We start from the raw sequence: 22,189 nt of genomic DNA, 5'->3' as shown, positions 1-22,189 counted from the left end.
AAAGTGGAGCCGACCCCGATCAAGGCCGTACCACTCAAACATCCAGGTCAGTGGATCGCCGCGGCGATCGTGCTCGTCCTCGTCGCGCTGTTCGTCTACGGTGCGGCCACCAACAAGGCGTATGCGTGGGACACCTACGCGAAGTACCTGTTCGACACCCGCATCATGTCGGGCGTCGGCTACACACTCGCGCTGACGGTCCTGTCGATGGTGATCGCCATCGTGCTGGGTGTGGTGTTGGCGATCATGCGCCTCTCGCCGAATCCGGTTCTCCGTGCGACGTCGTGGGTCTACCTGTGGATCTTCCGCGGTACCCCGGTCTATGTGCAGTTGGTCTTCTGGGGCCTGTTCCCGTCGATCTACAAGCGGATCGACCTCGGTATCCCGTTCACGGTGCAGTTCGCACACTTCGACATCCAGTCGCTGAACGCGGCATTTCTGTTCGCGGTCATCGGCCTGGCTCTGAACGAGGCCGCCTACATGGCGGAGATCGTGCGCGCAGGTGTGTCATCTGTGGGTGAGGGGCAGACCGAGGCGTCGGTGGCGCTGGGTATGACGTGGTCGCAGACCATGCGTAGAACGGTGCTCCCGCAGGCGATGCGCGTGATCATCCCGCCGACAGGCAACGAAGTCATCAGCATGCTCAAGACGACGAGCCTCGTGGCGGCGGTGCCGTTCAGCCTCGAGCTCTATGGGCGTGCGCGCGACATCTCGGGCGTGATCTTCCAGCCGATTCCGTTGTTGATGGTCGCGTCGACCTGGTATCTCGCGGTGACGAGCATCCTGATGGTCGGCCAGTACTACCTGGAGCGCTATTACGCGCGGGGCGCGACACGTGCGCTGACAGGTAAGCAACTAAAGGCCCTCGCCGCAGAGGCCGAGGTGACCGATCCACAACACGGGGGTGGGGGAGTATGACCACGGTTGAAGAGACGTCGGCGACACCGATGGTGCTTGCCGATCGAGTGTGTAAGAGCTTCGGTACGACGCAGGTACTCAAAGGTATTTCGCTGGAGGTCGAGCGCGGTGAGGTTCTCTGCATCATCGGTCCGTCGGGCTCTGGCAAGTCGACGTTCCTGCGATGCGTCAACCATCTCGAAGAGGTCAACGCGGGACGGCTCTACGTCGACGGCGACCTCATCGGTTATCGCGAACGCGGTGGCAAGCTCTATGAGATGAGTCCGAAGGACGCGGCCAAGCAGCGCCGCGATATCGGCATGGTGTTCCAGCACTTCAATCTGTTCCCGCATCGGACAGTGATCGAGAACGTGATCGAGGCGCCGACGCAGGTCAAACGAAAGAACAAGGCCGAGGCCACTTCTCGGGCCGAGTACCTGCTGGAGCGCGTCGGACTCGCCGACAAGGCGGAGTCGTATCCGTCGCAACTCTCCGGCGGACAGCAGCAGCGCGTCGCGATCGCCAGAGCGCTGGCGATGGAGCCGAAACTGATGCTCTTCGACGAGCCGACGTCGGCGCTCGACCCCGAGTTGGTCGGTGATGTGCTCGGTGTCATGCGCGAACTCGCGGCAACGGGAATGACCATGCTCGTCGTCACGCACGAGATGGGCTTCGCCCGCGAGGTGGCCGACCAGCTGGTGTTCATGGACGGCGGCGTCGTCGTCGAACAGGGCGATCCGCGAGAGGTGCTCGCGAACCCGCAGCACGAGCGGACGAAGACGTTCCTCTCGAAGCTGTTGTGAGCGGCCCCGCTGTGATTGACCCCGGTGTGATCGGTTCAGCTGTGATCGGTTGCGTTGGGGTCAGCGGGGTTTGACACAGCAGAACACCGCGGTGCCCGGAAAGTACTGTCCCCGAAGCGGACTCCACTGACCCCACTCGTCCTCGAGGTCGTCCGGCCATTCCGGTTCGACGATGTCGTCGAGGATGAGTCCGGCAGCGCGGATGTCGCGGACCCGATCGCCGATGGTGCGGTGATGTTCGACGTAGGTGACCGTGCCGTCGGCGTCGACCTCGGAATAGGGGGTCCTGCTGAAGTACGGCATCGTGACGGTCAGCCCGGCAGGCCCTGGGTCGTCGGGAAACATCCAGCGCATCGGGTGATTCACCGAGAACACCCAGCGGCCGCCCGGCCGTAGGACGCGCGCGGCCTCCGCCATCACCCGGCCGGGTTCGGCGACGAAAGGCACTGCGCCGAAAGACGAGAAGGCGATATCGAAGCTCTCGTCGGCAAAGGGCAGCGACTCTGCGGTCGCCTGAACGAGCGGTACCCGCGGTTCCTCGAATCGCTTCATGGTGGCGAGTCCGTGATCGAGCATCTTCTGCGACAGATCGAGTCCGATGGCGCGCGCACCACGGGCGACGAGCCACCGTGAACACGGCGCGGAACCGCACCCGATCTCGAGGATGTCGCGGCCGGCGACATCGCCGAGTAGGTGAACGTCTCCCTCTCGCAATCGTTCTGGCCCCCACACGAACTCGCCGCCACGGGAGTCGGAGCCGAGGAAACCGCCGTGTTCGCGGTGATAGTCCTGTGCCTCTGCGTCCCACCAGGTGCGGCTCGCAGCCTCGCTCGTCGACGAATCGATTCGTCCGAGCAGTCGCGGCGCGTGCGGAGTCTCGTCGTCGCCGATCACCTGCATGAGTCTAGATCCGTCGCGGCCGCCAACCCCTGGGAGTCATTCGCCCGAGTCCGAACTCTCGTGACGCTTGCCGAGGACGACATCTGTCCGACTATCGCCGTCCCAACGTCGGATCGCGGTGATGGTCGCGAGAGCGCCGTCAGGGCGACCGCTGTGAGAGGACAGATCGAGCGCGGCCACGACGTCGCCGAGAGTGTCCGAGTGCACGCGGCGCGCCATCGTGACGTGTGGAGTCCACGATCCGGGCAGCGAGTGGGAGAAGACGCCCGGCTCGTCGTCGGCGGTGAACGCATGGCCGGACAGCGCCTCGACCACCCGCGCATGGGCGGCCAGCAAGCGAGCCGTCGGCACCACCAGCAGTGCGACGACGAGGCGGTCGTCACGGCCGAAGACCAGCGGTGCCCCGATGGTGACGGGAATCGGAAGGGTTTCGGTGCACTGATGTATCGCGTGGTCGGCGGCTGCGTCGATCCGATGCGTCGCGGCGGCCGTGACGTGCGGGCGGTTGGTGGGCGACGGGTTTCTGCCTGCGTTGGGCAGGTTCGACGCCGCGAGCGCATCCCACAGCGCGCGCAGGCGACGTTCCGACTCGTCGTCGAAGAGGAATTCGACCGAATGCGCCAACGTTGCACCTCTCGCGTGTCGTCGTATCCCCAGCTGTGTCGTATCCCCACCTGTGTCGTAGGCCTGCTGTGTCGTGTGCGCGGTGGCGGGATGCACTCAGAAGTGGTATTTGCCCAGCACAACGCCGCTAGAGTAAGGTGGACAAAGCGCGTGGAGGCATCTTTCGCGCAGTTCAGCTTGTCGTCACCTGGACGTCACCCTCGTGTGATGACCTGGGAGAACGCTGATCGGTCGCACTGTGATCGAGATGCGCGTCGCCTGACATCGCTGTTCAAACAATGTGAACTGTACCTACTACATACCTGTCCGGAGCAACTCAACATATGTCGTCCCCCACGATCACCTCGCCGCAAGTAGCCGTCAATGACATCGGCTCGGCTGAGGACTTCCTCGCAGCCATCGACTCCACGATCAAGTACTTCAACGATGGCGACATCGTCGAAGGGACCATCGTCAAGGTCGATCGTGACGAGGTTCTGCTCGACATCGGTTACAAGACCGAAGGCGTGATCCCTTCTCGCGAACTGTCGATCAAGCACGACGTCGACCCCTCTGAGGTCGTCAACGTCGGTGACGAGGTCGAGGCCCTGGTTCTCACCAAGGAGGACAAAGAAGGCCGCCTCATCCTGTCCAAGAAGCGCGCGCAGTACGAGCGTGCCTGGGGCACCATCGAGGAGCTCAAGGAAAAGGACGAGGCCGTCAAGGGCACCGTCATCGAGGTCGTCAAGGGCGGCCTGATCCTGGACATCGGCCTGCGCGGCTTCCTCCCGGCATCGCTCGTGGAGATGCGTCGTGTGCGCGATCTGCAGCCGTACATCGGCAAGGAGATCGAAGCCAAGATCATCGAGCTCGACAAGAACCGCAACAACGTGGTGCTGTCGCGTCGTGCATGGCTCGAGCAGACCCAATCCGAGGTCCGCAGCGAGTTCCTGCACCAGCTCCAGAAGGGCCAGGTCCGCAAGGGCGTCGTGTCCTCGATCGTCAACTTCGGTGCGTTCGTCGATCTCGGCGGCGTCGACGGTCTGGTCCACGTTTCCGAGCTCTCCTGGAAGCACATCGATCATCCGTCCGAGGTCGTCACCGTTGGTGACGAGGTCACCGTCGAGGTTCTCGACGTCGATCTCGACCGCGAGCGTGTGTCGTTGTCGCTCAAGGCAACTCAGGAAGACCCGTGGCGTCAGTTCGCCCGCACCCACGCGATCGGTCAGATCGTGCCGGGCAAGGTCACCAAGCTGGTTCCGTTCGGTGCGTTCGTCCGCGTCGACGACGGCATCGAGGGCCTCGTGCACATCTCCGAGCTGGCCGAGCGCCACGTCGAGGTCCCGGACCAGGTTGTCGCCGTCGGCGACGACGCGATGGTCAAGGTCATCGACATCGACCTCGAGCGTCGTCGTATCTCGCTGAGCCTCAAGCAGGCCAACGAGGACTACACCGAGGAGTTCGACCCCTCGAAGTACGGCATGGCCGACAGCTACGACGAGCAGGGCAACTACATCTTCCCCGAGGGCTTCGACGCCGAGACCAACGAATGGCTCGACGGCTACGAGAAGCAGCGTGAAGAGTGGGAGAACCGCTACGCCGAGGCCGAGCGTCGCCACAAGATGCACACCGCGCAGATCGAGAAGTTCGCTGCTGCCGCAGCCGAGGCCGAGAAGGCCCCGCAGGACTACTCGTCGGCATCGTCGGAGAGCCGCAGCGCTTCGTCGAGCAGCGCTCCCGCATCGACGGGTGGCTCGCTGGCCAGCGACGAGCAGCTCGCCGCACTGCGCGAGAAGCTGTCGGGCAACGCCTGATAGTCGCGTCTCGCACGTAAACGACAAGAGCGCCTTCCGGATTCGTCCGGAAGGCGCTCTTGTCTGTGTATGGGGGTAGATGCAGGTCGTGGAGTCGGCACACCGACTTCGGCAGTCGGATCACCTGACAGGTGGGGTGTTTGCCACACTGGACCTCGTGATCCGAGTAGGGCTCTCCGGCGGCATCGGAGCCGGCAAATCGACCGTGGCCAAGACCTTCGTGGAGCGGGGTGGATATCACATCGACGCCGACAAGATCGCCCGTGAGGTCGTCGAACCGGGCACGCCGGGTCTGACGCAGTTGGTCGAGACTTTTGGCGACGACATCCTGGCCGCCGACGGGACGCTCGATCGACCAGCGCTGGCCGCCAAAGCCTTCGTCGACGACGAGAGTCGACAGAAGCTGAACTCGATCACGCATCCGCTGGTCGGTGCGCGCACGCAGGAACTGCTCGCTCAAGCTGCGTCGAATGCCATTGTGGTGCAAGATATCCCGCTGCTCGTCGAAGGCAACATGGCTCCGTTCTTCCATCTCGTGGTGATCGTGGGGGCCGACGAGGAGCTGCGCGTCCAACGCCTGACCGAGCTGCGTGGCATGCCCGAGGACGACGCGCGCGCCCGAATCCGCGCCCAGGCCACCGACGAACAGCGACGGGCCGTCGCCGACGTCTGGCTCGACAACTCGGGCACGCCAGACGATCTCGCGGCCGCTGCCGCCGAGCTCTGGGACCAGCGGCTGGTGCCCTACGAGGAGAATGTGCGCTCCCGGACGATCGTCCCCGGGCCGTTGGAACTGGCCGCTCCGGAGCCGGCATGGGCGGCTACAGGTGCGCGACTGGTCAATCGACTGTGGGCACTCGTCGGCGACAAGGCGTCGGCGATCGATCACATCGGTTCGACGGCGGTGCCGGGCCTGATAGCGAAGCCGACCATCGACATCCAGGTCACCGTGGCCGACCTTGACGTCGCGGATGCTCTGGCCGATGTGCTGGCAGACGGCGGGTTCCCGCGTAATCCACAGACCACCAGCGACCGGCCGAAGCCGGATCCGGAGACCGGCTCGGTCGATGAGGGCCTCTGGGGCAAGAGGTTCCACGGTTCGGCCGATCCCGGGCGGTCGGTCAATGTGCATCTGCGGGCGCAGGGGTCGCCGGGCGGTCGGTTCGCCGTCGAGTTCCGCGATTGGTTGCGGTCCGACGCCGCAGCACGCGACGAGTACGCCGAGGTCAAGCGTGCTGCACTGGCTGCGGCAGACGGCGACCGCGACGCCTACGTGTCGGCGAAAGAGCCCTGGTTCGACAGTGCATATGCGCGAGTCGCCGCCTGGCGTGCCGATCGTCGGGAGACGTAGCGCGCCATCAGCCGTCGAGCCACGACACATGCCCACCGCTCGCGACGTCGAGCCACTTCTGGATGTCGTGGTTCTGTTCTGCCGCACCAACAAGTGCACGCCGGGCGATATAGACGGCTTCCTGACACTCGTCGGTCGATAACAGGCCGGCTGCGTGTGCCTCGAACAGTTCGTCGACGTCGATGAGTTCCAGTGGGCGGCCGGGGACGTCGACGAGATCGAGGTACCAGTCCTCGGCGTGCCAGCGGCCGTCGGTGTCGGGGCCCTGGAAACGTCCGATGTCGAGGTAGAGGCGCTGCCCGGTCCGGTGCCCTTCGACGAAGTGGAAGATGTTGGCGCGAAGTCCGAGTGCGGGCAGAAGCCAGGACTCGAGGTGACTGAATCTGGGGTGATCGGCGGTGCGCGACATGTAGAGACCGAACGAGGCCTCCTCGTAGCGGTCCACCGGACGGACGAATCCCTTGTTGTCGGTATTGGTCATCGCGAGCACGTCGAAGATCTCCCGCTTCGGCGGGTGCAGATCGGACATCGTCACACCTTAACCGCAGGTCACGGGGTGTGCGTGAATCCGGAACAGATTTGTCATAGGTCGCGTTTACCCTGGCACTATGGCTTTTGCTACCGAACACCCGATTCTCGCGCACTCCGAGCACCGTCCCGTCGGTGCCGTCGAACGTACCGAGGGTCGGTTCGAGGTGGTCAGCGAGTATGAGCCCGCAGGTGACCAGCCCAAGGCGATCGACGACCTCGAACGTCGTATCGCGGCGGGGGAGCGCGACATCGTCCTACTCGGCGCCACCGGTACCGGTAAATCCGCGACCACGGCGTGGTTGATCGAGCGGGTCCAGCGCCCGACGCTCGTGATGGCGCCGAACAAGACGCTTGCTGCGCAGCTCGCCAACGAGCTTCGAGAGATGTTGCCGCACAACGCTGTCGAGTACTTCGTCTCGTACTACGACTACTACCAACCCGAGGCGTACATCGCCCAGACCGACACCTACATCGAGAAGGACTCGTCGATCAACGACGACGTCGAGCGTCTGCGGCACTCGGCGACGTCGAGCCTGCTGTCGCGACGCGACGTGGTGGTCGTCGCATCGGTGTCGTGCATCTACGGCCTCGGCACGCCGCAGTCCTACCTCGACCGTTCGGTCGAAGTAGAGGTCGGCGACGAGATCGACCGCGACGCGCTGCTCCGCTTGCTGGTCGACGTGCAGTACACACGCAACGACATGTCGTTCACCCGCGGCAGCTTCCGTGTCCGCGGCGACACCGTCGAGATCATCCCGTCGTACGAAGAGTTGGCGGTGCGGATCGAGTTCTTCGGCGACGAGGTCGAGGCGCTCTATTACCTGCATCCGTTGACCGGTGACGTGGTCAGGCAGGTCGACACGCTGCGCATCTTCCCCGCGACGCACTATGTCGCGGGACCTGAGCGCATGGAGAAGGCGATGACGAGCATCGAGGAAGAGCTCGAGGCGCGTCTCGCCGACCTCGAGGGCAAGGGCAAACTCCTCGAGGCGCAGCGCCTGCGCATGCGGACCAGCTACGACCTCGAGATGATGCGGCAGGTCGGGTTCTGCTCGGGCATCGAGAACTACTCGCGCCACATCGACGGCAGGCCTGCGGGCAGCGCCCCCGCAACGCTGATCGATTATTTCCCCGACGACTTCCTGCTCGTGATCGACGAGTCGCATGTGACGGTTCCGCAGATCGGCGGCATGTACGAGGGCGACATGTCGCGCAAGCGCAATCTGGTCGACTTCGGGTTCCGGTTGCCCTCTGCGGTCGACAACCGTCCGCTCACTTGGGACGAGTTCGTCGGTCGCATCGGGCAGACGGTCTATCTGTCCGCGACACCCGGCGCATACGAACTCGGCCAGTCCAACGGAGAGTTCGTCGAGCAGGTGATCCGCCCGACCGGGCTGGTCGATCCGCAGATCGTGGTGAAGCCGACGAAGGGGCAGATCGACGATCTGGTCCACGAGATCCGCGACCGCACCGAGCGCGACGAACGCGTGCTGGTGACGACGTTGACCAAGAAGATGGCAGAAGACCTCACCGACTACCTCCTCGAACTCGGTATCCGCGTGCGGTACCTGCACTCCGAGGTCGACACCCTACGACGGGTCGAGTTGCTACGGCAGCTCCGGTCGGGCGAATACGACGTGCTGGTCGGTATCAACCTCCTACGCGAGGGACTCGACCTTCCCGAGGTGTCGCTCGTCGCGATCCTCGACGCCGACAAAGAAGGGTTCCTGCGGTCGACGACGTCGTTGATCCAGACGGTGGGACGTGCCGCCCGTAACGTCTCCGGCGAGGTGCACATGTATGCCGACACGGTCACCGAGTCGATGCGCAACGCGATCGAAGAGACCGAGCGTCGTCGTGAAAAGCAGGTCGCCTACAACAAAGAGCACGGTATCGATCCACAACCGCTGCGTAAGAAGATCGCCGACATTCTCGATCAGGTGTACCGCGAGGCGGAGGATTCGGTCGTCGATGTCGGGGGTTCCGGCCGCAACGCCAGCCGTGGACGGCGAGCGCAGGGAGAGGTCTCCAAGGCGAAGGGCGGTTCCGCAGGAGTCATCGAGAAGCGAGACGTCGGGTCGATGCCACGGGCCGAACTCGCCGATCTGGTCGCGCAGCTCACCGAGCAGATGATGAGCGCGGCTCGCGATCTGCAGTTCGAACTCGCAGGTAGGCTGCGCGACGAGATCGCAGATCTGAAGAAAGAGCTGCGCGGCATGGATGCTGCCGGAATCAAATAGTTGTCACTCAAATGTGGGACGTTCGTCCCACGGGGGTCTGCGGTGTAGCGATCGCCGTGATCATCGGACAAATGTTGCGTGGCACACTATCCTGCCGATTCAGGTGACTCTAGAGTTGTCGTGATCGATGAAGTCCGCGAATGTGCGGAATCAGACATGTGTGGAGGTCAAGGGATGGGCGCTTACCAGACGATCGTCGTCGGAACGGACGGATCGGAATCGTCGTTGAAGGCGGTCGATCGAGCGGGTGCGATCGCGGGCGATTCGAAATTGGTGATCGCATGCGCATACTTTCCGAACGACCGCGGTGCCGGCGAGGCTGCGGACGTTCTCAAAGACGAGGCCTACCAGGTGACCGGAAGTGCCCCGACCGACGAGATCCTGCGACGGGCGAAAGAGCGAGCATCGAAGTCGGGAGCCACGCAGATCGTCGCGCGCCCGGTGAAGGGCGCACCCGTCGACGCACTGCTGCAACTGGTCACCGATGTGCAGGCTGATCTTCTCGTCGTCGGCAATCGCGGACTGAACTCGATTGCGGGACGTCTGCTGGGTTCGGTGCCTGCCGACGTCGCGCGTAAGTCTGCGTGCGATGTGCTGATCGTGCACACCACCTAGTTCCGTTCTCATCGAAACCAACAGCCGGGCACACGGATTCGTGTGCCCGGCTGTTGCGCGTGTGCTGGTGGTTGTGATGACCGTCGTGGTGATGCGTGCCGTCGTGATATGCGCTCAGGGGAGCGTGTCCTGATCCGCCGTGATCGCCGCTACGTCCCTGCCCTTTTCACTATAACGCGAGGTAGGGGCCTTGCCGCAAGGCCCCTCCCCGGGTGCACAATCGGTGATTCCGCCCCCGCCCAGCCTTTTTCGGAGTCGCCCAGTGCCTGCAGTGACCGACCATGTCTTCAACCTTCCCGCCGGTTCACCGAAATCCGCCTCGACGCGCATCGAGAGCGATGTGCGCCATTTCGCCGATACCGCCGCGTCGCTTGCCGGCACCGTCGACGTGCTCTCGACCAGGCTCGATGCCACGCGAAAGGCAGAGGGCGGAGGTGGGCAGCGCGCATCGGATCGCGACCTCGAGATACACCAGTTGGCGGGCCGCCTACGGACGCTTCGTCGCTTCGGGCTCGACCTGTGCATCGGAAGGATGACGCTGACCGACGAGTTGGAGCCCGTGTATGTCGGCCGTGTCGGACTGACCGACTCGACGGGCCGACAACTGCTCGTCGACTGGCGAACCCCCGCCGCTGCTCCGTTCTTCAACGCGACGGCGGCGCAGCCGATGGGAGTGCGCTCGCGCAGACGCTATCGATGGGCGCGCGGGCAGATCACCGACTACTGGGACGAAGTGTTCACCGCGGACGCCGTCGACGACGGGGTATGGCTCGATGGTGATTCGGCGCTGCTCGCAGGCCTTTCGGCGAGTCGGTCGCCACGCATGCGCGACGTGTTGTCGACGATCCAGGCCGACCAGGACGCCATCATCCGCGCCGACTCGGCAGGTGCGCTGGTCGTCGATGGCGGCCCCGGTACCGGAAAGACCGTGGTGGCGCTGCATCGTGCCGCCTATCTGCTCTACTCCGACGCGAGGCTCACGCGTGGCCGCCTCCTGATCGTCGGGCCGCACGAGCAGTACCTGTCGTATGTCGCCGATGTCTTGCCGAGCCTCGGTGAAGAAGGCGTGCAGACGTGCACGTTGCGCGATCTGGTCGCCGAGGGCGATACCGCGGTGCCCGAGACCGATGACGCCGTGACGGCACTGAAGTCGACGGCCGGGATGGTCGACGCGATCGAGACGGCGGTGCGGTGGTACGAGGAACCGCCGACGGAGCCGCTTCTGGTCGAGACCGAGTGGGCGGATGTGACTGTGCGGCGGCGGGATTGGGCCGAAGCATTCACGGCGCCCGAGGCGGGCACGCCACACAACGAGGCGCGGGGTGCGGTCTGGCAGTACCTGGCCGAGACGGTGCAGCGACGCATAGGTGACGACGACCTCGACCGGGACGATGTGCAGGAAGCGTTGCAGCGCAATGAATCTCTTGCGGCGGCAGTAGGGCGCGCGTGGCCGATGCTCGACGCGACGGATCTCGTCGGCGACCTGTGGTCGGTTCCCGCGTTCCTCCGAATGTGTGCCCCGTGGTTGACGCCGGATGAGGTGCGACTCCTCCAGCGAGAACGTCCGGACGCGTGGACCGACGCCGACCTCCCGCTTCTCGACGCCGCGCGCAACCGATTGGGAGACCGCAGCGCAGACGATCGGCGCCGCCGCCGGTCTGCCGCCCTCCGCGCTGAGCGCCGTCGAATGGACCTCGTCGTCGACGACCTCATGGCGTCGACGACCTACGACGACGGCGAGGGCCTGATGTCGATGCTTCGGCAAGACGACCTGCGCGACGTTCTTGTGGACGAGTCGGCCGCGCCGGACGTCGAACCCGACGCTCTCGACGGACCCTTCGCGCACATCATCGTCGACGAGGCGCAGGAACTCACCCCTGCGCAGTGGCGAATGGTGCTGCGGCGCAACCCGTCCGGGAGCATCACGATCGTCGGCGACAGGGCGCAGGCGCGCGCGGGGTTCGCCGAGACGTGGTCGGAGCGACTCCGCAGTGTCGGATGTCGCGACGTGTGTGTCGAGTCGTTGTCGATCAACTACCGAACACCCGCAGAGGTCATGGAGGCAGCCGAACCGGTCATCCGCGCGGCCATTCCGGACGCCAACGTTCCGTCGTCGATCAGGGAGTCGGGACTTCCCGTGCGACATGCCTCGCACCGTGACCGAGATGCGATAGTCGCCGAGTGGCTCGAACGCAACGACGAGGGCGTCGCGTGTGTGATCGGTGACCCGGACTTCGCAGGCACCGACCGGGTGCGCGCACTCGATCCGATCACCGCGAAGGGCCTCGAGTTCGATCTGGTCGTGGTTGTCGAATCCGAGGTCTTCGGAGCCGGGGTCTTCGGAGCCGGGATCACCGGGGCCGTCGACCGCTACGTATCGATGACCCGCGCGACCCGCGAACTCGTCATCCTGCACCCCGAGGGAGGGCGTGCGGGCAATCCGGATGAGCGCTCAACGGTGTGAAGCGCGTCGTCGAAGCCGTTCAGCGACGGGGCATGTCGTCGAGTTCTGCTGGTAGCGGGTCGGCGTTGACCACGACGAGGCGCTGCGTGCTGCGGGTCAGTGCGACGTAGAGGTCGCTGTATCCGCGCGGCGACTGAGCGATGAGCGCGCTCGGTTCGACGACGACAGTCGTGTCGAACTCGAGTCCCTTGCAGGTGGTCACGGTGTGGACGCGGGGGAGCTCGTCGACGCCGAGCGCGGATGGGTCGAGGTCGGCGACCGCCTGCGAGGTTTCCTCGAAGAGGCTGTCGGGCACCACGATTCCGGTCAGGCCGCGCAGCTCCGGTTTCGTGGCCTCCTCGATCGCGGTCGCGACGACGTCGGCCGTCGACGCGGAGCGGGCGTACGGATCGATTCCGTTGCTGCGCAACGATGTCGGTGGTGTGAGCGAGTCGCCGACGTGCGCCAGGACGCGCGCGGCGTAGGTCATGATCTCGCTCGGCGTGCGGTAGTTGACGGTCAACTCGCGCAACTGCCAACGGTTCGCGACGTAGGGTGTCAACACTTCACTCCACGACGTCGTGCCCGCAAGGTCGCCGGTCTGTGCGGTGTCGCCGATGATGGTCATCCATCGGTTCGGGATTCGTCGCATCACCATGCGCCACGCCATGCCCGACAACTCCTGCGCTTCATCGACGATGACGTGGCCGAATGTCCAGGTGCGGTCGTTGAACGCGCGCTCTGCGGTGGTCGCGCGTTGCACGTCGGTCTGGCGCGCGGCGAGTTGCTCGGCGTCGATGAGGTCGTACGCCATCAGGATCTCCGGGTCGAGCTCGTCCTCGAGATCCTGTGGTGCCGAACCGGTCAGGATGTCGAGCGCATCCTGCGCGTCGGCGAGTTGTCGACGCCAGCGCTCGCGTTCGGCGCGTTCAGCCTCATCGGTGCCGTAGCCGACGAGTTCGGCGAGTTCGTCGAGCAGCGGAACGTCGGCGGGCGTGAACTCGTCGGTCTCGCTGCCCTTTTCCGCCTTGCCGGCGGGCCCGCGGCGTGCGCGGTGGAGCGCTGCGCGATCATCGTCGGACCAGCCAGGTGTCGCTTTGCGGATGGCGGCGGGGTCGTCGTAGAGGTCGCGGAGGACGTCCGTCGGGGTCAGCATCGGCCAGAACGCGAGCACTGCCTCGCGGATATCCGGATCGCGGCCCATGTCGTCGCGAATGTCCTTGAGGTCGGCGGGGGTGAGCAGCTGCGATCCGTCGAGCAGACTGGCGCCGATCGCGGCCGAGTGCTTGGCGGCGAGCGCGTCGAGTGCCGAGCGCAGGAACACCGGTTGGGCCTGGTTGTGCGCCCTGCGCGACCCACGTGCGGCCGCGCGGGCTGCCTTGACGAGCGCGCTGTCGATCTCGACCCGGTAGCCGTCGAAATCCACGGAGACGGGCTTCGTCGGCAGCGACTCGTGTGACCGAACGGTGCGCTTGAGGACGTCGAGCATCTGCAGGCGACCCTTGACCTCACGGGTGCGTCGGGGTTCGTCCGCGGTCGCGGTGACACCGGGGAAGAGCTCGCCGATCGTCGCGAGGAGCACGCCGGACTCACCGAGCGATGGCAGCACCTGGCCGATGTAGTCGAGGAAGTCGCTGTTGGGTCCGATGATGAGAATTCCACTGCGCGAGAGGATGTCTCGGTGCGTGTACAGAAGGTAGGCGGCACGGTGTAGTGCGACGGCGGTCTTACCGGTGCCCGGCCCACCCTGAATGACCGTGACGCCGCGATGCGCCGACCGGATGATGAGGTCCTGCTCGCGCTGGATGGTCTCGACGATGTCGGTCATCTCGCCGGTGCGCGCGGCATTGAGCGCAGCGACGAGCGCGGACTCGTTCACGACGTCGCCGTGTGCTGACTCGTCGATGGAAGCCTCACCCGCGGTGAGGAACTCGTCGTTGACTTCACGAACGCCGCGGTTTCGGGTGCGGATGTGTCTGCGGCGAGCGACCTCTTCGGGTGCGGCAGGCGTGGCGAGATAGAACGCCCGAGACAGTGGCGCTCGCCAATCGAGGAGGAGTGTGGTGTCGCCCTCGTCGTCGTCGAGGACTCCGATGCGTCCGATCCGACGGATCTCGCCGTCGTCGAGGTCGAGGCGGCCGAAATACAGATTGTGTTCGGCGGCATCGTATTTCGCGAGGTCGTCGACGTACATGCGTTCGTAGGACTCGCGCTCGGACAGCGCCTGCGGGGTGCCCGCGGACTCGCGCAGCGTCGAGGCGAGTCGACGACGGGTGTTGGCACGCATTCTGTCGAGACGGCGGTACACGGCGTCGAGGTGGGTCTGTTCCTCATCGATGCGGGGATCGGTGCGTTCGGTGTCGGTGTGTGTCGGCGAGGTACTCATCGGATCTCATCGTCGGGTTCGGCGTACGTACCGAATTCGGTGTGCGCGGTGTCGTCGGGATGGTGGGGTGCGGGGACGCGGGTGAGGCCGTCGGGACGGAACAGTCTGCGCTGGTGGATGCGCCTCGTCAGGTCCTTGCCTGTGTCGGGATCGCCGAGTCGCGCACAGACGGTCGCGGGCGGCTCTGCCAGCGACGGGTCGTCGAGATCTTCCGCAAGGTGCGCGAGGACTGCGCCCTGGGTGGAGAAGGGGAGTGGGGTCGACTGTCGATCGGTGAGGACTCCGTGTCGCGACGCGTATACGGCGAACTCGCGCACCGGCACCGGTGAGCGGACCGGAACGGAGTCGACGTCGTCGAGGCGTTCACGCAGGGGATGAGAAGTCGTGGTCACTGTCAATCGATGGTAATTGGGTTCGGTGCGGTCGAGTGCGGCGAGTTGCTCGTCGTCGAGCCAGAACGCGGTCAGCGTCGAGGTGGCCCCGGGAGACGCAAAGGGGGCTGCCGGGATGTATCCGCGGGCCGACACATGCGCCGAATAGCCGACGGCGATACCGTGCACGACGACGCGGGCAGGACTGATGTCGACGCCGCCCACATCGGCAAGCTTCGTGGTCAGTACCGCGCGGGATGCGTTGGACCCGACGGCGACCATGAGCGTGCGGCCTTCGCGTCGAATCTCGAGCGGGGCGTAGCCCGCAGGGTCGGCGACCCACGGATACACCGGGGCAGCGACCCACGGATAGAGGTGTGGCGGAAACGCGGCGGACCCCATGCGCCCGGTCGGAGTCTGTTCCGAAGGCGATGGGGTCCGCGCGTGGAGCGAAGGGGTCAGGACCGGGCCTTGCGCCAGCGCTTCTTGCCGTCGGCGACAGCGGCGTCGGCCTTGTCTCCTGCGGTCGACACCAGTTCCTTGGCCGACTCTGCGAGCTCTGCAGAGCGTTCACGTGCGGCTTCGGCGAGTTCGGCGGAGCGTTCGCGCGCAGCCTCGGCGATCTCGGGGGCGCGGTCGCGCACCTTGTCGGCGAACTCTGCGGAGCGCTCACGTGCCGTTTCTGCGATCTCAGCGGAGCGCTCGCGGGCGTTCTCGGCGACCACGGGCGCGCGGTCGCGGACCTTGTCGGCGAACTCCGCCGAACGCTCCCGGGCGTTCTCGGCAACCACGGGGGCGCGGTCGCGGAACTTATCCGCTGCCTCGGCAGAGCGCTCTCCCAACTTGTGTGCGTCCTGCTTCAGGAGACCGGCAGCCTCGCTGGACTTCTCGCCGAGCGTCGACGCGGATTCCTGTGCGTGCTCGCGGATCGAATCCCACGCGGTGGTGCTCGCCTTCGCGCCGAGAGGCAGGGCCGCGAGCGCGGCGTCGGCCTTGCGTCGACCACGCCACGCGAGTGAGGGCTTGCCCTCGGTGTCGGCCGCCGAGATCAGCAGGCCGCCCATCAGGCTCAGGTTCTTCAGGAAATGCGTGCGCTGCATGCTCCGCGCGACCGGGTCGGATTCCTCCCAGAAGGGATGGCCGGCGAACGTCGTCGGTGCGAGCGAGCCCGCGAGAACGGCCGACGCGAAGCGCGGGAACTTGCCCGTCGCCAGCAGGACGCCGCTCGCGAGCTGGATGCCGCCGTTCACCCGGACCAGCGTGACCGGATCGGTGGGGATGACGGAGGTGACCTCGTCCGGCAGCACACCCACGGTGCTCTCCACGAAGGGCTCCGCGATTTCTGCTCGCTTCTGCGGGTGTCGCAGGGCGTCATAGCCGGAGACGATGAACACCGATGCGAGCATCGGTCGGGCAATACGGCGGAGGATCATCTTGTTGACACGGTCCCTTCGGAAGTCACTGCATTAGTCGGTCACTGTGCTTTTCGGTCACTGCGTTGCTTTTCGATCACTGCGTTGCTTTTCGATCACTGCGTTGGTCGTGCTTGTCGGTCACTGCGTCAGTCGATCACGCTCTGGACTGGGTCGGCGGCGCTCTTTCGAGGCTACCTGTCCGGTGCAGAGGCGCTCGGTGGAGTTGATGATCTGGCGCAAGTGGTGTGCGTGTAGGCCGGTTCTCACCAGCCGCGTTCGCGCCATTCGTCCAGCGACGGACGTTCGGTGCCGAGGGTCGTGTCCTTGCCGTGGCCGGGGTACACGACGGTCGAATCGGGATAGCGCTCGAAGAGCTTGGTCTCGACGTCGTCGACGAGAGTGTCGAAGTCGCCTGGCGCCCACGTCTTTCCGACGCCGCCCGGGAAGAGGGAATCGCCGGTGAAGAGGTGGACGACGCCGCTTGCGGGATCGGTGAGGGCCAGCGCGATCGATCCGGGCGTGTGGCCGACGAGGTGGATTGCGTCGAAGGTCAGGTCACCGACGGTCAGGACGTCGCCGTCGTCGAGGAGGATGTCGGGGGTCACGGGCAGTTCAGGAGCGTCGATCCGGCCTGCTGCAGTCGGCGCGCCTGTCGCTGCCGCGACGTCGGCGAGTGCCTGCCAGTGGTCGTAATGCTGGTGCGTGGTGAAGATCGTGCGCGGAGCGCCGTCGAGTTCGTCGAGCACACCGCGGATGGTGTCCGCGTCGTTGGCGGCGTCGATGATCAGTTGGTCTCCGGTCGCGGCGCTGGTGACGATGTAGACGTTGTTGTCCATGGGCCCGACCGAGATCTTCACGATCGAGGCGTTGCTCAGCGTGCGGCGCTGCGGGCCGGTTTCGGACAGATCGCCGGTGTAATCGTCGGTGATGGTGAGGTTGGACGAAGTCATGAACTCAGCGTAGCCACGCAGGTCGACGGGGCGGACGTGGATGGGAACACCTGGTGGGCCGCGTATCGTTGACAAGTGTTGTGACGCCGCCTGGAGACCGCCGGCACGGCGTCGAGAATTCTTGTCGGTGGCTGCCGTTATGGTGAGCCGCGGACACGCCTAACGAGACAGACACGCCCGACGAGACACCGGTCGACGATCGGTGCCCAGCGGCGGCCGGATGCGCGGCCATCCCGCGCAGGGGCTGGCCAAGAAGTATGGACCAGCCGAGATATGTGGATAGGACTGTAGTGGTTGATCGTTTGATCGTCCGTGGTGCCCGCGAACACAACCTTCGCGGTGTCGATGTGGATCTGCCCCGCGACAGCCTCATCGTGTTCACCGGACTCTCGGGTTCGGGGAAGTCGTCGCTGGCTTTCGACACGATCTTCGCCGAGGGCCAACGACGCTACGTGGAGTCACTGTCTGCGTATGCGCGGCAGTTCTTGGGCCAGATGGACAAGCCCGACGTCGACTTCATCGAAGGTCTCTCGCCCGCGGTGTCGATCGACCAGAAGTCGACGAACCGAAATCCTCGCTCGACGGTCGGCACGATCACCGAGGTCTACGACTACCTGCGCCTGCTCTACGCACGCGCGGGTGTCGCGCACTGTCCGATCTGTGGTGCCGAGATAGCCAAGCAGACACCCCAGCAGATCGTCGATCAGGTGCTTGCGATGGACGAGGGCACCCGTTTCCAGGTTCTCGCCCCGGTCGTCCGCACCCGTAAGGGTGAGTTCGTCGATCTGTTCGCCGAACTGCAGACCCAGGGCTTCTCGCGTGCGCGCGTCGACGGCAAGATCCATTCGCTGACGGATCCGCCCAAGCTCAAGAAGCAGGAAAAGCACGACATCGATGTCGTCGTCGACCGGCTTGTCGTGAAGCCGAGCGCCAAACAGCGTCTCACCGACTCCGTCGAGACGGCCCTGCGGCTGGCCGACGGCATCGTCGTCCTCGACTTCGTCGACGTCGAGGAGAACGATCCCCACCGCGAACGACGATTCTCTGAGCGCATGGCCTGCCCGAACGGGCACCCGATCGCCATCGACGACCTCGAGCCGCGGTCGTTCTCGTTCAACTCGCCGTATGGCGCGTGTCCCGAATGCGACGGCCTCGGGATTCGCAAGGAGGTCGACGAGGACCTCGTCGTGCCCGATCCCGACCTCTCACTCTCCGAGGGCGCCATCGCACCCTGGTCGACCGGACATAACGCCGACTACTTCCTGCGACTCATGTCCAGTCTGGCCGACGAGATGGGATTCGACGTCGACACCCCGTGGAAGAAGTTGCCTGCCAAGGCGCGGAACGCGCTGCTCAACGGCAGCGAACACCAGGTGCACGTCAAATTCCGCAACCGGTACGGACGGACACGGTCGTACTACACCGAGTTCGAGGGCGTCATGGCGTTCCTCAACCGCCGCATGGATCAGACCGAATCCGAACAGATGAAGGAGCGGTACGAGGGCTACATGCGCGACGTTCCGTGCCCTGTCTGTCAGGGTGCGCGGCTGCGTCCGGAGATCCTCGCGGTGACGCTCGATCATCCCGAATACGGACCGAAATCGATCGCCGAGGTGTCGGCGCTCTCGGTGGCCGACGCCGCGGGTTACCTCGGCGGATTGAAGCTCGACAAACGCCAGCAGGCGATCGCGGGCCGCGTCCTCAAAGAGGTGCAGGCACGCATCACGTTCCTCCTCGACGTCGGACTCGACTACCTGTCGCTGTCCCGTGCCGCAGGGTCGCTGTCGGGTGGCGAGGCACAGCGAATTCGCTTGGCCACTCAGATCGGTTCGGGGCTTGCCGGTGTGCTCTACGTCCTCGACGAACCGTCGATCGGACTGCACCAGCGCGACAACCGTCGACTGATCGACACCCTCACGCGCCTGCGCGATCTGGGCAACACGCTGATCGTCGTCGAACACGACGAGGACACGATCCGCGCAGCGGATTGGATCGTCGACATCGGTCCGCGAGCGGGCGAGCACGGCGGCAAGGTGGTGCACTCCGGTAGTTACAAGGATCTGCTGAAGAACCGGAAGTCGCTGACGGGCAACTATCTGTCCGGCCGCGAGACGCTTCCGGTCCCGGCGATCCGTCGGCCGATCAACAAGAATCGGCAGCTCACCGTGGTGGGAGCGCGCGAGCACAATTTGCGCGGCATCGACGTCTCATTTCCGCTCGGCGTGCTCACCGCGGTCACCGGTGTGTCCGGATCCGGAAAGTCGACGCTGGTCAACGACATCCTCGCGACGGTCCTGGCGAACAAGCTCAACGGTGCGCGTCAGGTTCCGGGCAGGCACACCCGTGTGAACGGTCTCGGCAACCTCGACAAGCTCGTGCAGGTCGATCAATCGCCGATCGGTCGGACACCGCGCTCGAATCCGGCGACCTACACGGGTGTCTTCGACAAGATCCGCACGCTGTTCGCAGCGACGACCGAAGCGAAGGTGCGCGGCTACCAGCCAGGACGGTTCTCGTTCAACGTCAAGGGCGGACGCTGCGAGGCGTGCCAGGGCGAGGGAACCATCAAGATCGAGATGAACTTCCTGCCCGACGTCTACGTTCCCTGCGAGGTGTGTCACGGTGCGCGGTACAACCGCGAGACCCTCGAGGTGCACTACAAGGGCAAGACCATCTCGGAGGTTCTCGACATGCCGATCGAGGAGGCCGCCGATTTCTTCGAGCCGGTCACCTCGATCCACCGCTACCTCAAGACGCTCGTCGACGTCGGCCTCGGATACGTCCGTCTCGGTCAACCCGCCCCGACACTCTCGGGAGGCGAGGCCCAGCGCGTCAAACTGGCCGCTGAGCTGCAGAAACGGTCGGCAGGCCGAACCGTCTACATCCTCGACGAGCCGACGACAGGCCTGCACTTCGAGGACATCAAGAAGCTCCTCGACGTCATCAACGGACTGGTCGACAAGGGCAACACGGTGATCGTGATCGAGCACAACCTCGACGTCATCAAGACTGCCGACTGGGTCATCGACATGGGACCAGAAGGTGGAACGGGCGGTGGCACGGTGATCGCCGAGGGGACTCCCGAAGACATCGCGGAGACGCCGGGAAGCCACACCGGGAAGTTCCTCGCCGACGTGCTCGAGACAGGGGAGCCGGTCGCGACTGCCGGCTGATTCGTGTTTGCGGTCCCGATCAGCCGGTCTCGTCCAGCCGATCTGGTCTAGTGCAGTGATGCCGCGATCAGTGACACGCCCAGCAAAGCGACGACGGCGTTTCCGGCGATGATCGTGAGTCGACGGCCGCTGCCGGTTATCCGAGTACCGGCGGCCGCCCCAGCGATCGCCAGAACCGCCTGCCACAGCAGGGAACCGAGGCCGACCCCGGCCACGAATAGTGCTGCGCCGCAACCACTTATGTGGCCCCCGCTCGGCAAGGCGACAGCTGGTACGGCAATGGATGCGAAGTAGATGAGCGTCGCCGGATTCATCGCGGTCAACCCGACGAACATGAGGTAGCGGTGCCCCTTCGTCGACTGAGCACGGCTCGACGTCGACTGGGCACGGCTCGACGTCGACTGGGCACGGCTCGACGTCGAGTGTGCGCGGAATATGGCGTGCGCCCCCACGAGTAAGAGCACGCTGCCGCCGACGATGCCGGGATACGGGCCGAGACGGCTGATGAACGGTGCGATCGCCGCTCCGAACGTTGTGGCCGCGGCGGCGTAGACGGCGTCGACCGTCGCGACCCCGGCCGCGGCCTCGAGTGCACTGCGCACACCGCGCTCGGCTCCTTCGAGCATGAGCATCACACCGATCGCACCGAGCGGCATCGCAATACCGAAACCCGCCACGAGACCGAGTGTGAGTGCGTGGATCACCGACATCTGACCACCATCGACCGCGGTTGATGACGATGCCTAAAGAATGTCGCTTCGACTGAAATATTTTCGATGTGGACCCGATCGACCGACAGATCATAGAGGTACTTCGCCATGATGGTCGCGCATCGTTCAGTGCGCTCGGTCGGCTTGTGGGGCTTGGAACCAACAGTGCCGCAGCGCGGGTGCGACGCCTCGAGCGCGACGGTGTCATCCTCGGCTATCGCGCGGTGATCAGCACCGATGACGCACCGTCACCGGCCGGGATCGAAGCGTTCATCGACGTACGGCTGCACCCTGATCGCGACTCGGAGGAGTTCTTGCGGTGGGCGCAACGTGAGGCGATGGTGCGCGACGCGGTCCACGTGACCGGCCCTTACGACTACCTGCTGCAGGTATCGGTGGCCGACACCGCGGGACTCGACAGACTGCTTCGGCGGCTCAAGAGCGACGCCGGTGCCGCGCAGACCCAGACGCGCATCGCGCTGCGGCCGGATCACTGACTGGGTTCGCCGCCGGCGCGAGGTTCACCGAGGCCGGGGGAGAAGAGTGGTGGGGAGTGTCAGTGCCCCATGGACTTTCGGATCTCGTCGAGCTTCTTCTTCGCGGCCTCGTCGCGCTTGCGCATCATGTCGTCGACGCCCTGGCCCTCGGGCGTGCCCTCAGCCAACTCCTGGGAACCGATCGCGGTCGAGATGCGCTTCTCGATCTTGTCGCGGACGAAATCGAAACTCGGCACACCCTGCTCGCTGTAGTCGGGATCGATATGCCCGGGACTCGAAATGGTCGTCGAGCCGGGAAAGCTAGATCCGGGAGAGGCGGTGTCGACGACTTCCGTTTCCAGGATCTCGGCGTCGATGACCTCTCCCACGGGCTCTGTGCCGTCGGCCGGGGAGGTTGTCCGCGTCGGATCGGCCGGGTCGTGGTCGTGCGCACCTTCGGAGGTCATGGATTCAGGCTAGCCCGCATACGAAACGACGGACGCCGCGCTGG

18 protein-coding genes are annotated in these 22,189 nt (G+C 65.2%); 9 read left to right on the top strand and 9 right to left on the bottom strand.

The annotated features are described in order from the left end of the window. Positions 1-3: 3 nt before the first annotated feature. Together GOSPT_RS21320 and GOSPT_RS21315 are read left to right on the top strand one after the other, a co-directional pair. Positions 4-918, top strand: a complete 915-nt coding sequence (locus tag GOSPT_RS21320) for an amino acid ABC transporter permease (protein ID WP_083837513.1) — start codon at positions 4-6, stop codon at positions 916-918. Next, positions 915-1,700: an amino acid ABC transporter ATP-binding protein gene (locus GOSPT_RS21315; RefSeq protein WP_005208953.1), complete on the top strand. Its 786-nt coding sequence runs from the start codon at positions 915-917 to the stop codon at positions 1,698-1,700. The genes GOSPT_RS21320 and GOSPT_RS21315 overlap by 4 nt, the downstream gene beginning before the upstream one ends. A 60-nt stretch (positions 1,701-1,760) precedes the next feature. Here GOSPT_RS21315 and GOSPT_RS21310 read toward each other — a convergent pair whose 3' ends face one another. Both GOSPT_RS21310 and GOSPT_RS21305 read right to left on the bottom strand, forming a co-directional pair. Next, positions 1,761-2,600, bottom strand: a complete 840-nt coding sequence (locus GOSPT_RS21310) for a class I SAM-dependent methyltransferase (RefSeq protein ID WP_005208952.1) — start codon at positions 2,598-2,600, stop codon at positions 1,761-1,763. 36 nt (positions 2,601-2,636) lie between these two features. Beyond that, positions 2,637-3,224, bottom strand: a complete 588-nt coding sequence (locus tag GOSPT_RS21305; protein WP_005208948.1) for a 2'-5' RNA ligase family protein — start codon at positions 3,222-3,224, stop codon at positions 2,637-2,639. Positions 3,225-3,547: 323 nt separating this feature from the next. On the opposite strand from GOSPT_RS21305, the gene rpsA reads away from it, so the two are divergent. Beyond that, positions 3,548-5,017: a 30S ribosomal protein S1 gene (rpsA, locus tag GOSPT_RS21300; protein ID WP_005208946.1), complete on the top strand. Its 1,470-nt coding sequence runs from the start codon at positions 3,548-3,550 to the stop codon at positions 5,015-5,017. A gap of 157 nt (positions 5,018-5,174) precedes the next feature. Continuing rightward, entirely contained in the window at positions 5,175-6,368 is a 1,194-nt protein-coding gene (coaE, locus tag GOSPT_RS21295; RefSeq protein ID WP_039856981.1) for a dephospho-CoA kinase, read from the top strand. A 7-nt stretch (positions 6,369-6,375) separates the two neighbouring features. On the opposite strand, the gene GOSPT_RS21290 is transcribed toward coaE, so the two are convergent. Then, positions 6,376-6,897: a ribonuclease FAU-1 family protein gene (locus GOSPT_RS21290; RefSeq protein WP_005208943.1), complete on the bottom strand. Its 522-nt coding sequence runs from the start codon at positions 6,895-6,897 to the stop codon at positions 6,376-6,378. Positions 6,898-6,976: 79 nt separating this feature from the next. Between GOSPT_RS21290 and uvrB the strand changes: the two genes are divergently transcribed. From uvrB to helR, 3 genes are all read left to right on the top strand, one after another. Further along, positions 6,977-9,139, top strand: coding sequence for an excinuclease ABC subunit UvrB (gene uvrB / locus GOSPT_RS21285; protein ID WP_005208941.1), 2,163 nt, complete (start codon positions 6,977-6,979; stop codon positions 9,137-9,139). A 174-nt stretch (positions 9,140-9,313) separates the two neighbouring features. Then, positions 9,314-9,754: a universal stress protein gene (locus GOSPT_RS21280; protein WP_005208939.1), complete on the top strand. Its 441-nt coding sequence runs from the start codon at positions 9,314-9,316 to the stop codon at positions 9,752-9,754. A gap of 262 nt (positions 9,755-10,016) precedes the next feature. Continuing rightward, positions 10,017-12,218: an RNA polymerase recycling motor ATPase HelR gene (gene helR, locus GOSPT_RS21275; RefSeq protein ID WP_005208938.1), complete on the top strand. Its 2,202-nt coding sequence runs from the start codon at positions 10,017-10,019 to the stop codon at positions 12,216-12,218. A 19-nt stretch (positions 12,219-12,237) separates the two neighbouring features. On the opposite strand, the gene GOSPT_RS21270 is transcribed toward helR, so the two are convergent. From GOSPT_RS21270 to GOSPT_RS21255, 4 genes are all read right to left on the bottom strand, one after another. Beyond that, positions 12,238-14,583 carry a HelD family protein gene (locus GOSPT_RS21270; protein WP_005208936.1) on the bottom strand — a complete coding sequence of 782 codons (2,346 nt, stop codon included), beginning with the start codon at positions 14,581-14,583 and terminating at the stop codon, positions 12,238-12,240. Further along, positions 14,580-15,356, bottom strand: a complete 777-nt coding sequence (locus GOSPT_RS21265; RefSeq protein WP_005208934.1) for a hypothetical protein — start codon at positions 15,354-15,356, stop codon at positions 14,580-14,582. Before GOSPT_RS21265 ends, GOSPT_RS21270 begins: the two co-directional genes overlap by 4 nt. A 56-nt stretch (positions 15,357-15,412) precedes the next feature. Beyond that, positions 15,413-16,387: a DoxX family membrane protein gene (locus tag GOSPT_RS21260; protein ID WP_039856969.1), complete on the bottom strand. Its 975-nt coding sequence runs from the start codon at positions 16,385-16,387 to the stop codon at positions 15,413-15,415. Between the two features lie 245 nt (positions 16,388-16,632). After that, positions 16,633-17,319, bottom strand: coding sequence for an MBL fold metallo-hydrolase (locus tag GOSPT_RS21255; RefSeq protein WP_039856967.1), 687 nt, complete (start codon positions 17,317-17,319; stop codon positions 16,633-16,635). Positions 17,320-17,609: 290 nt separating this feature from the next. On the opposite strand from GOSPT_RS21255, the gene uvrA reads away from it, so the two are divergent. Continuing rightward, positions 17,610-20,492: an excinuclease ABC subunit UvrA gene (gene uvrA, locus GOSPT_RS21250; protein WP_005208926.1), complete on the top strand. Its 2,883-nt coding sequence runs from the start codon at positions 17,610-17,612 to the stop codon at positions 20,490-20,492. A gap of 47 nt (positions 20,493-20,539) precedes the next feature. On the opposite strand, the gene GOSPT_RS21245 is transcribed toward uvrA, so the two are convergent. Then, positions 20,540-21,202: a LysE family transporter gene (locus GOSPT_RS21245; RefSeq protein ID WP_005208924.1), complete on the bottom strand. Its 663-nt coding sequence runs from the start codon at positions 21,200-21,202 to the stop codon at positions 20,540-20,542. A 68-nt stretch (positions 21,203-21,270) separates the two neighbouring features. On the opposite strand from GOSPT_RS21245, the gene GOSPT_RS21240 reads away from it, so the two are divergent. Continuing rightward, positions 21,271-21,699, top strand: coding sequence for an Lrp/AsnC family transcriptional regulator (locus GOSPT_RS21240; RefSeq protein ID WP_005208922.1), 429 nt, complete (start codon positions 21,271-21,273; stop codon positions 21,697-21,699). A gap of 59 nt (positions 21,700-21,758) precedes the next feature. On the opposite strand, the gene GOSPT_RS21235 is transcribed toward GOSPT_RS21240, so the two are convergent. Continuing rightward, positions 21,759-22,145: a hypothetical protein gene (locus GOSPT_RS21235; protein WP_005208921.1), complete on the bottom strand. Its 387-nt coding sequence runs from the start codon at positions 22,143-22,145 to the stop codon at positions 21,759-21,761. Positions 22,146-22,189 lie beyond the last annotated feature (44 nt).

The organism is Gordonia sputi NBRC 100414 (genome assembly GCF_000248055.1).
Classification (GTDB): domain Bacteria; phylum Actinomycetota; class Actinomycetes; order Mycobacteriales; family Mycobacteriaceae; genus Gordonia; species Gordonia sputi.
This window is presented reverse-complemented; position numbering and strand designations above follow the sequence as displayed.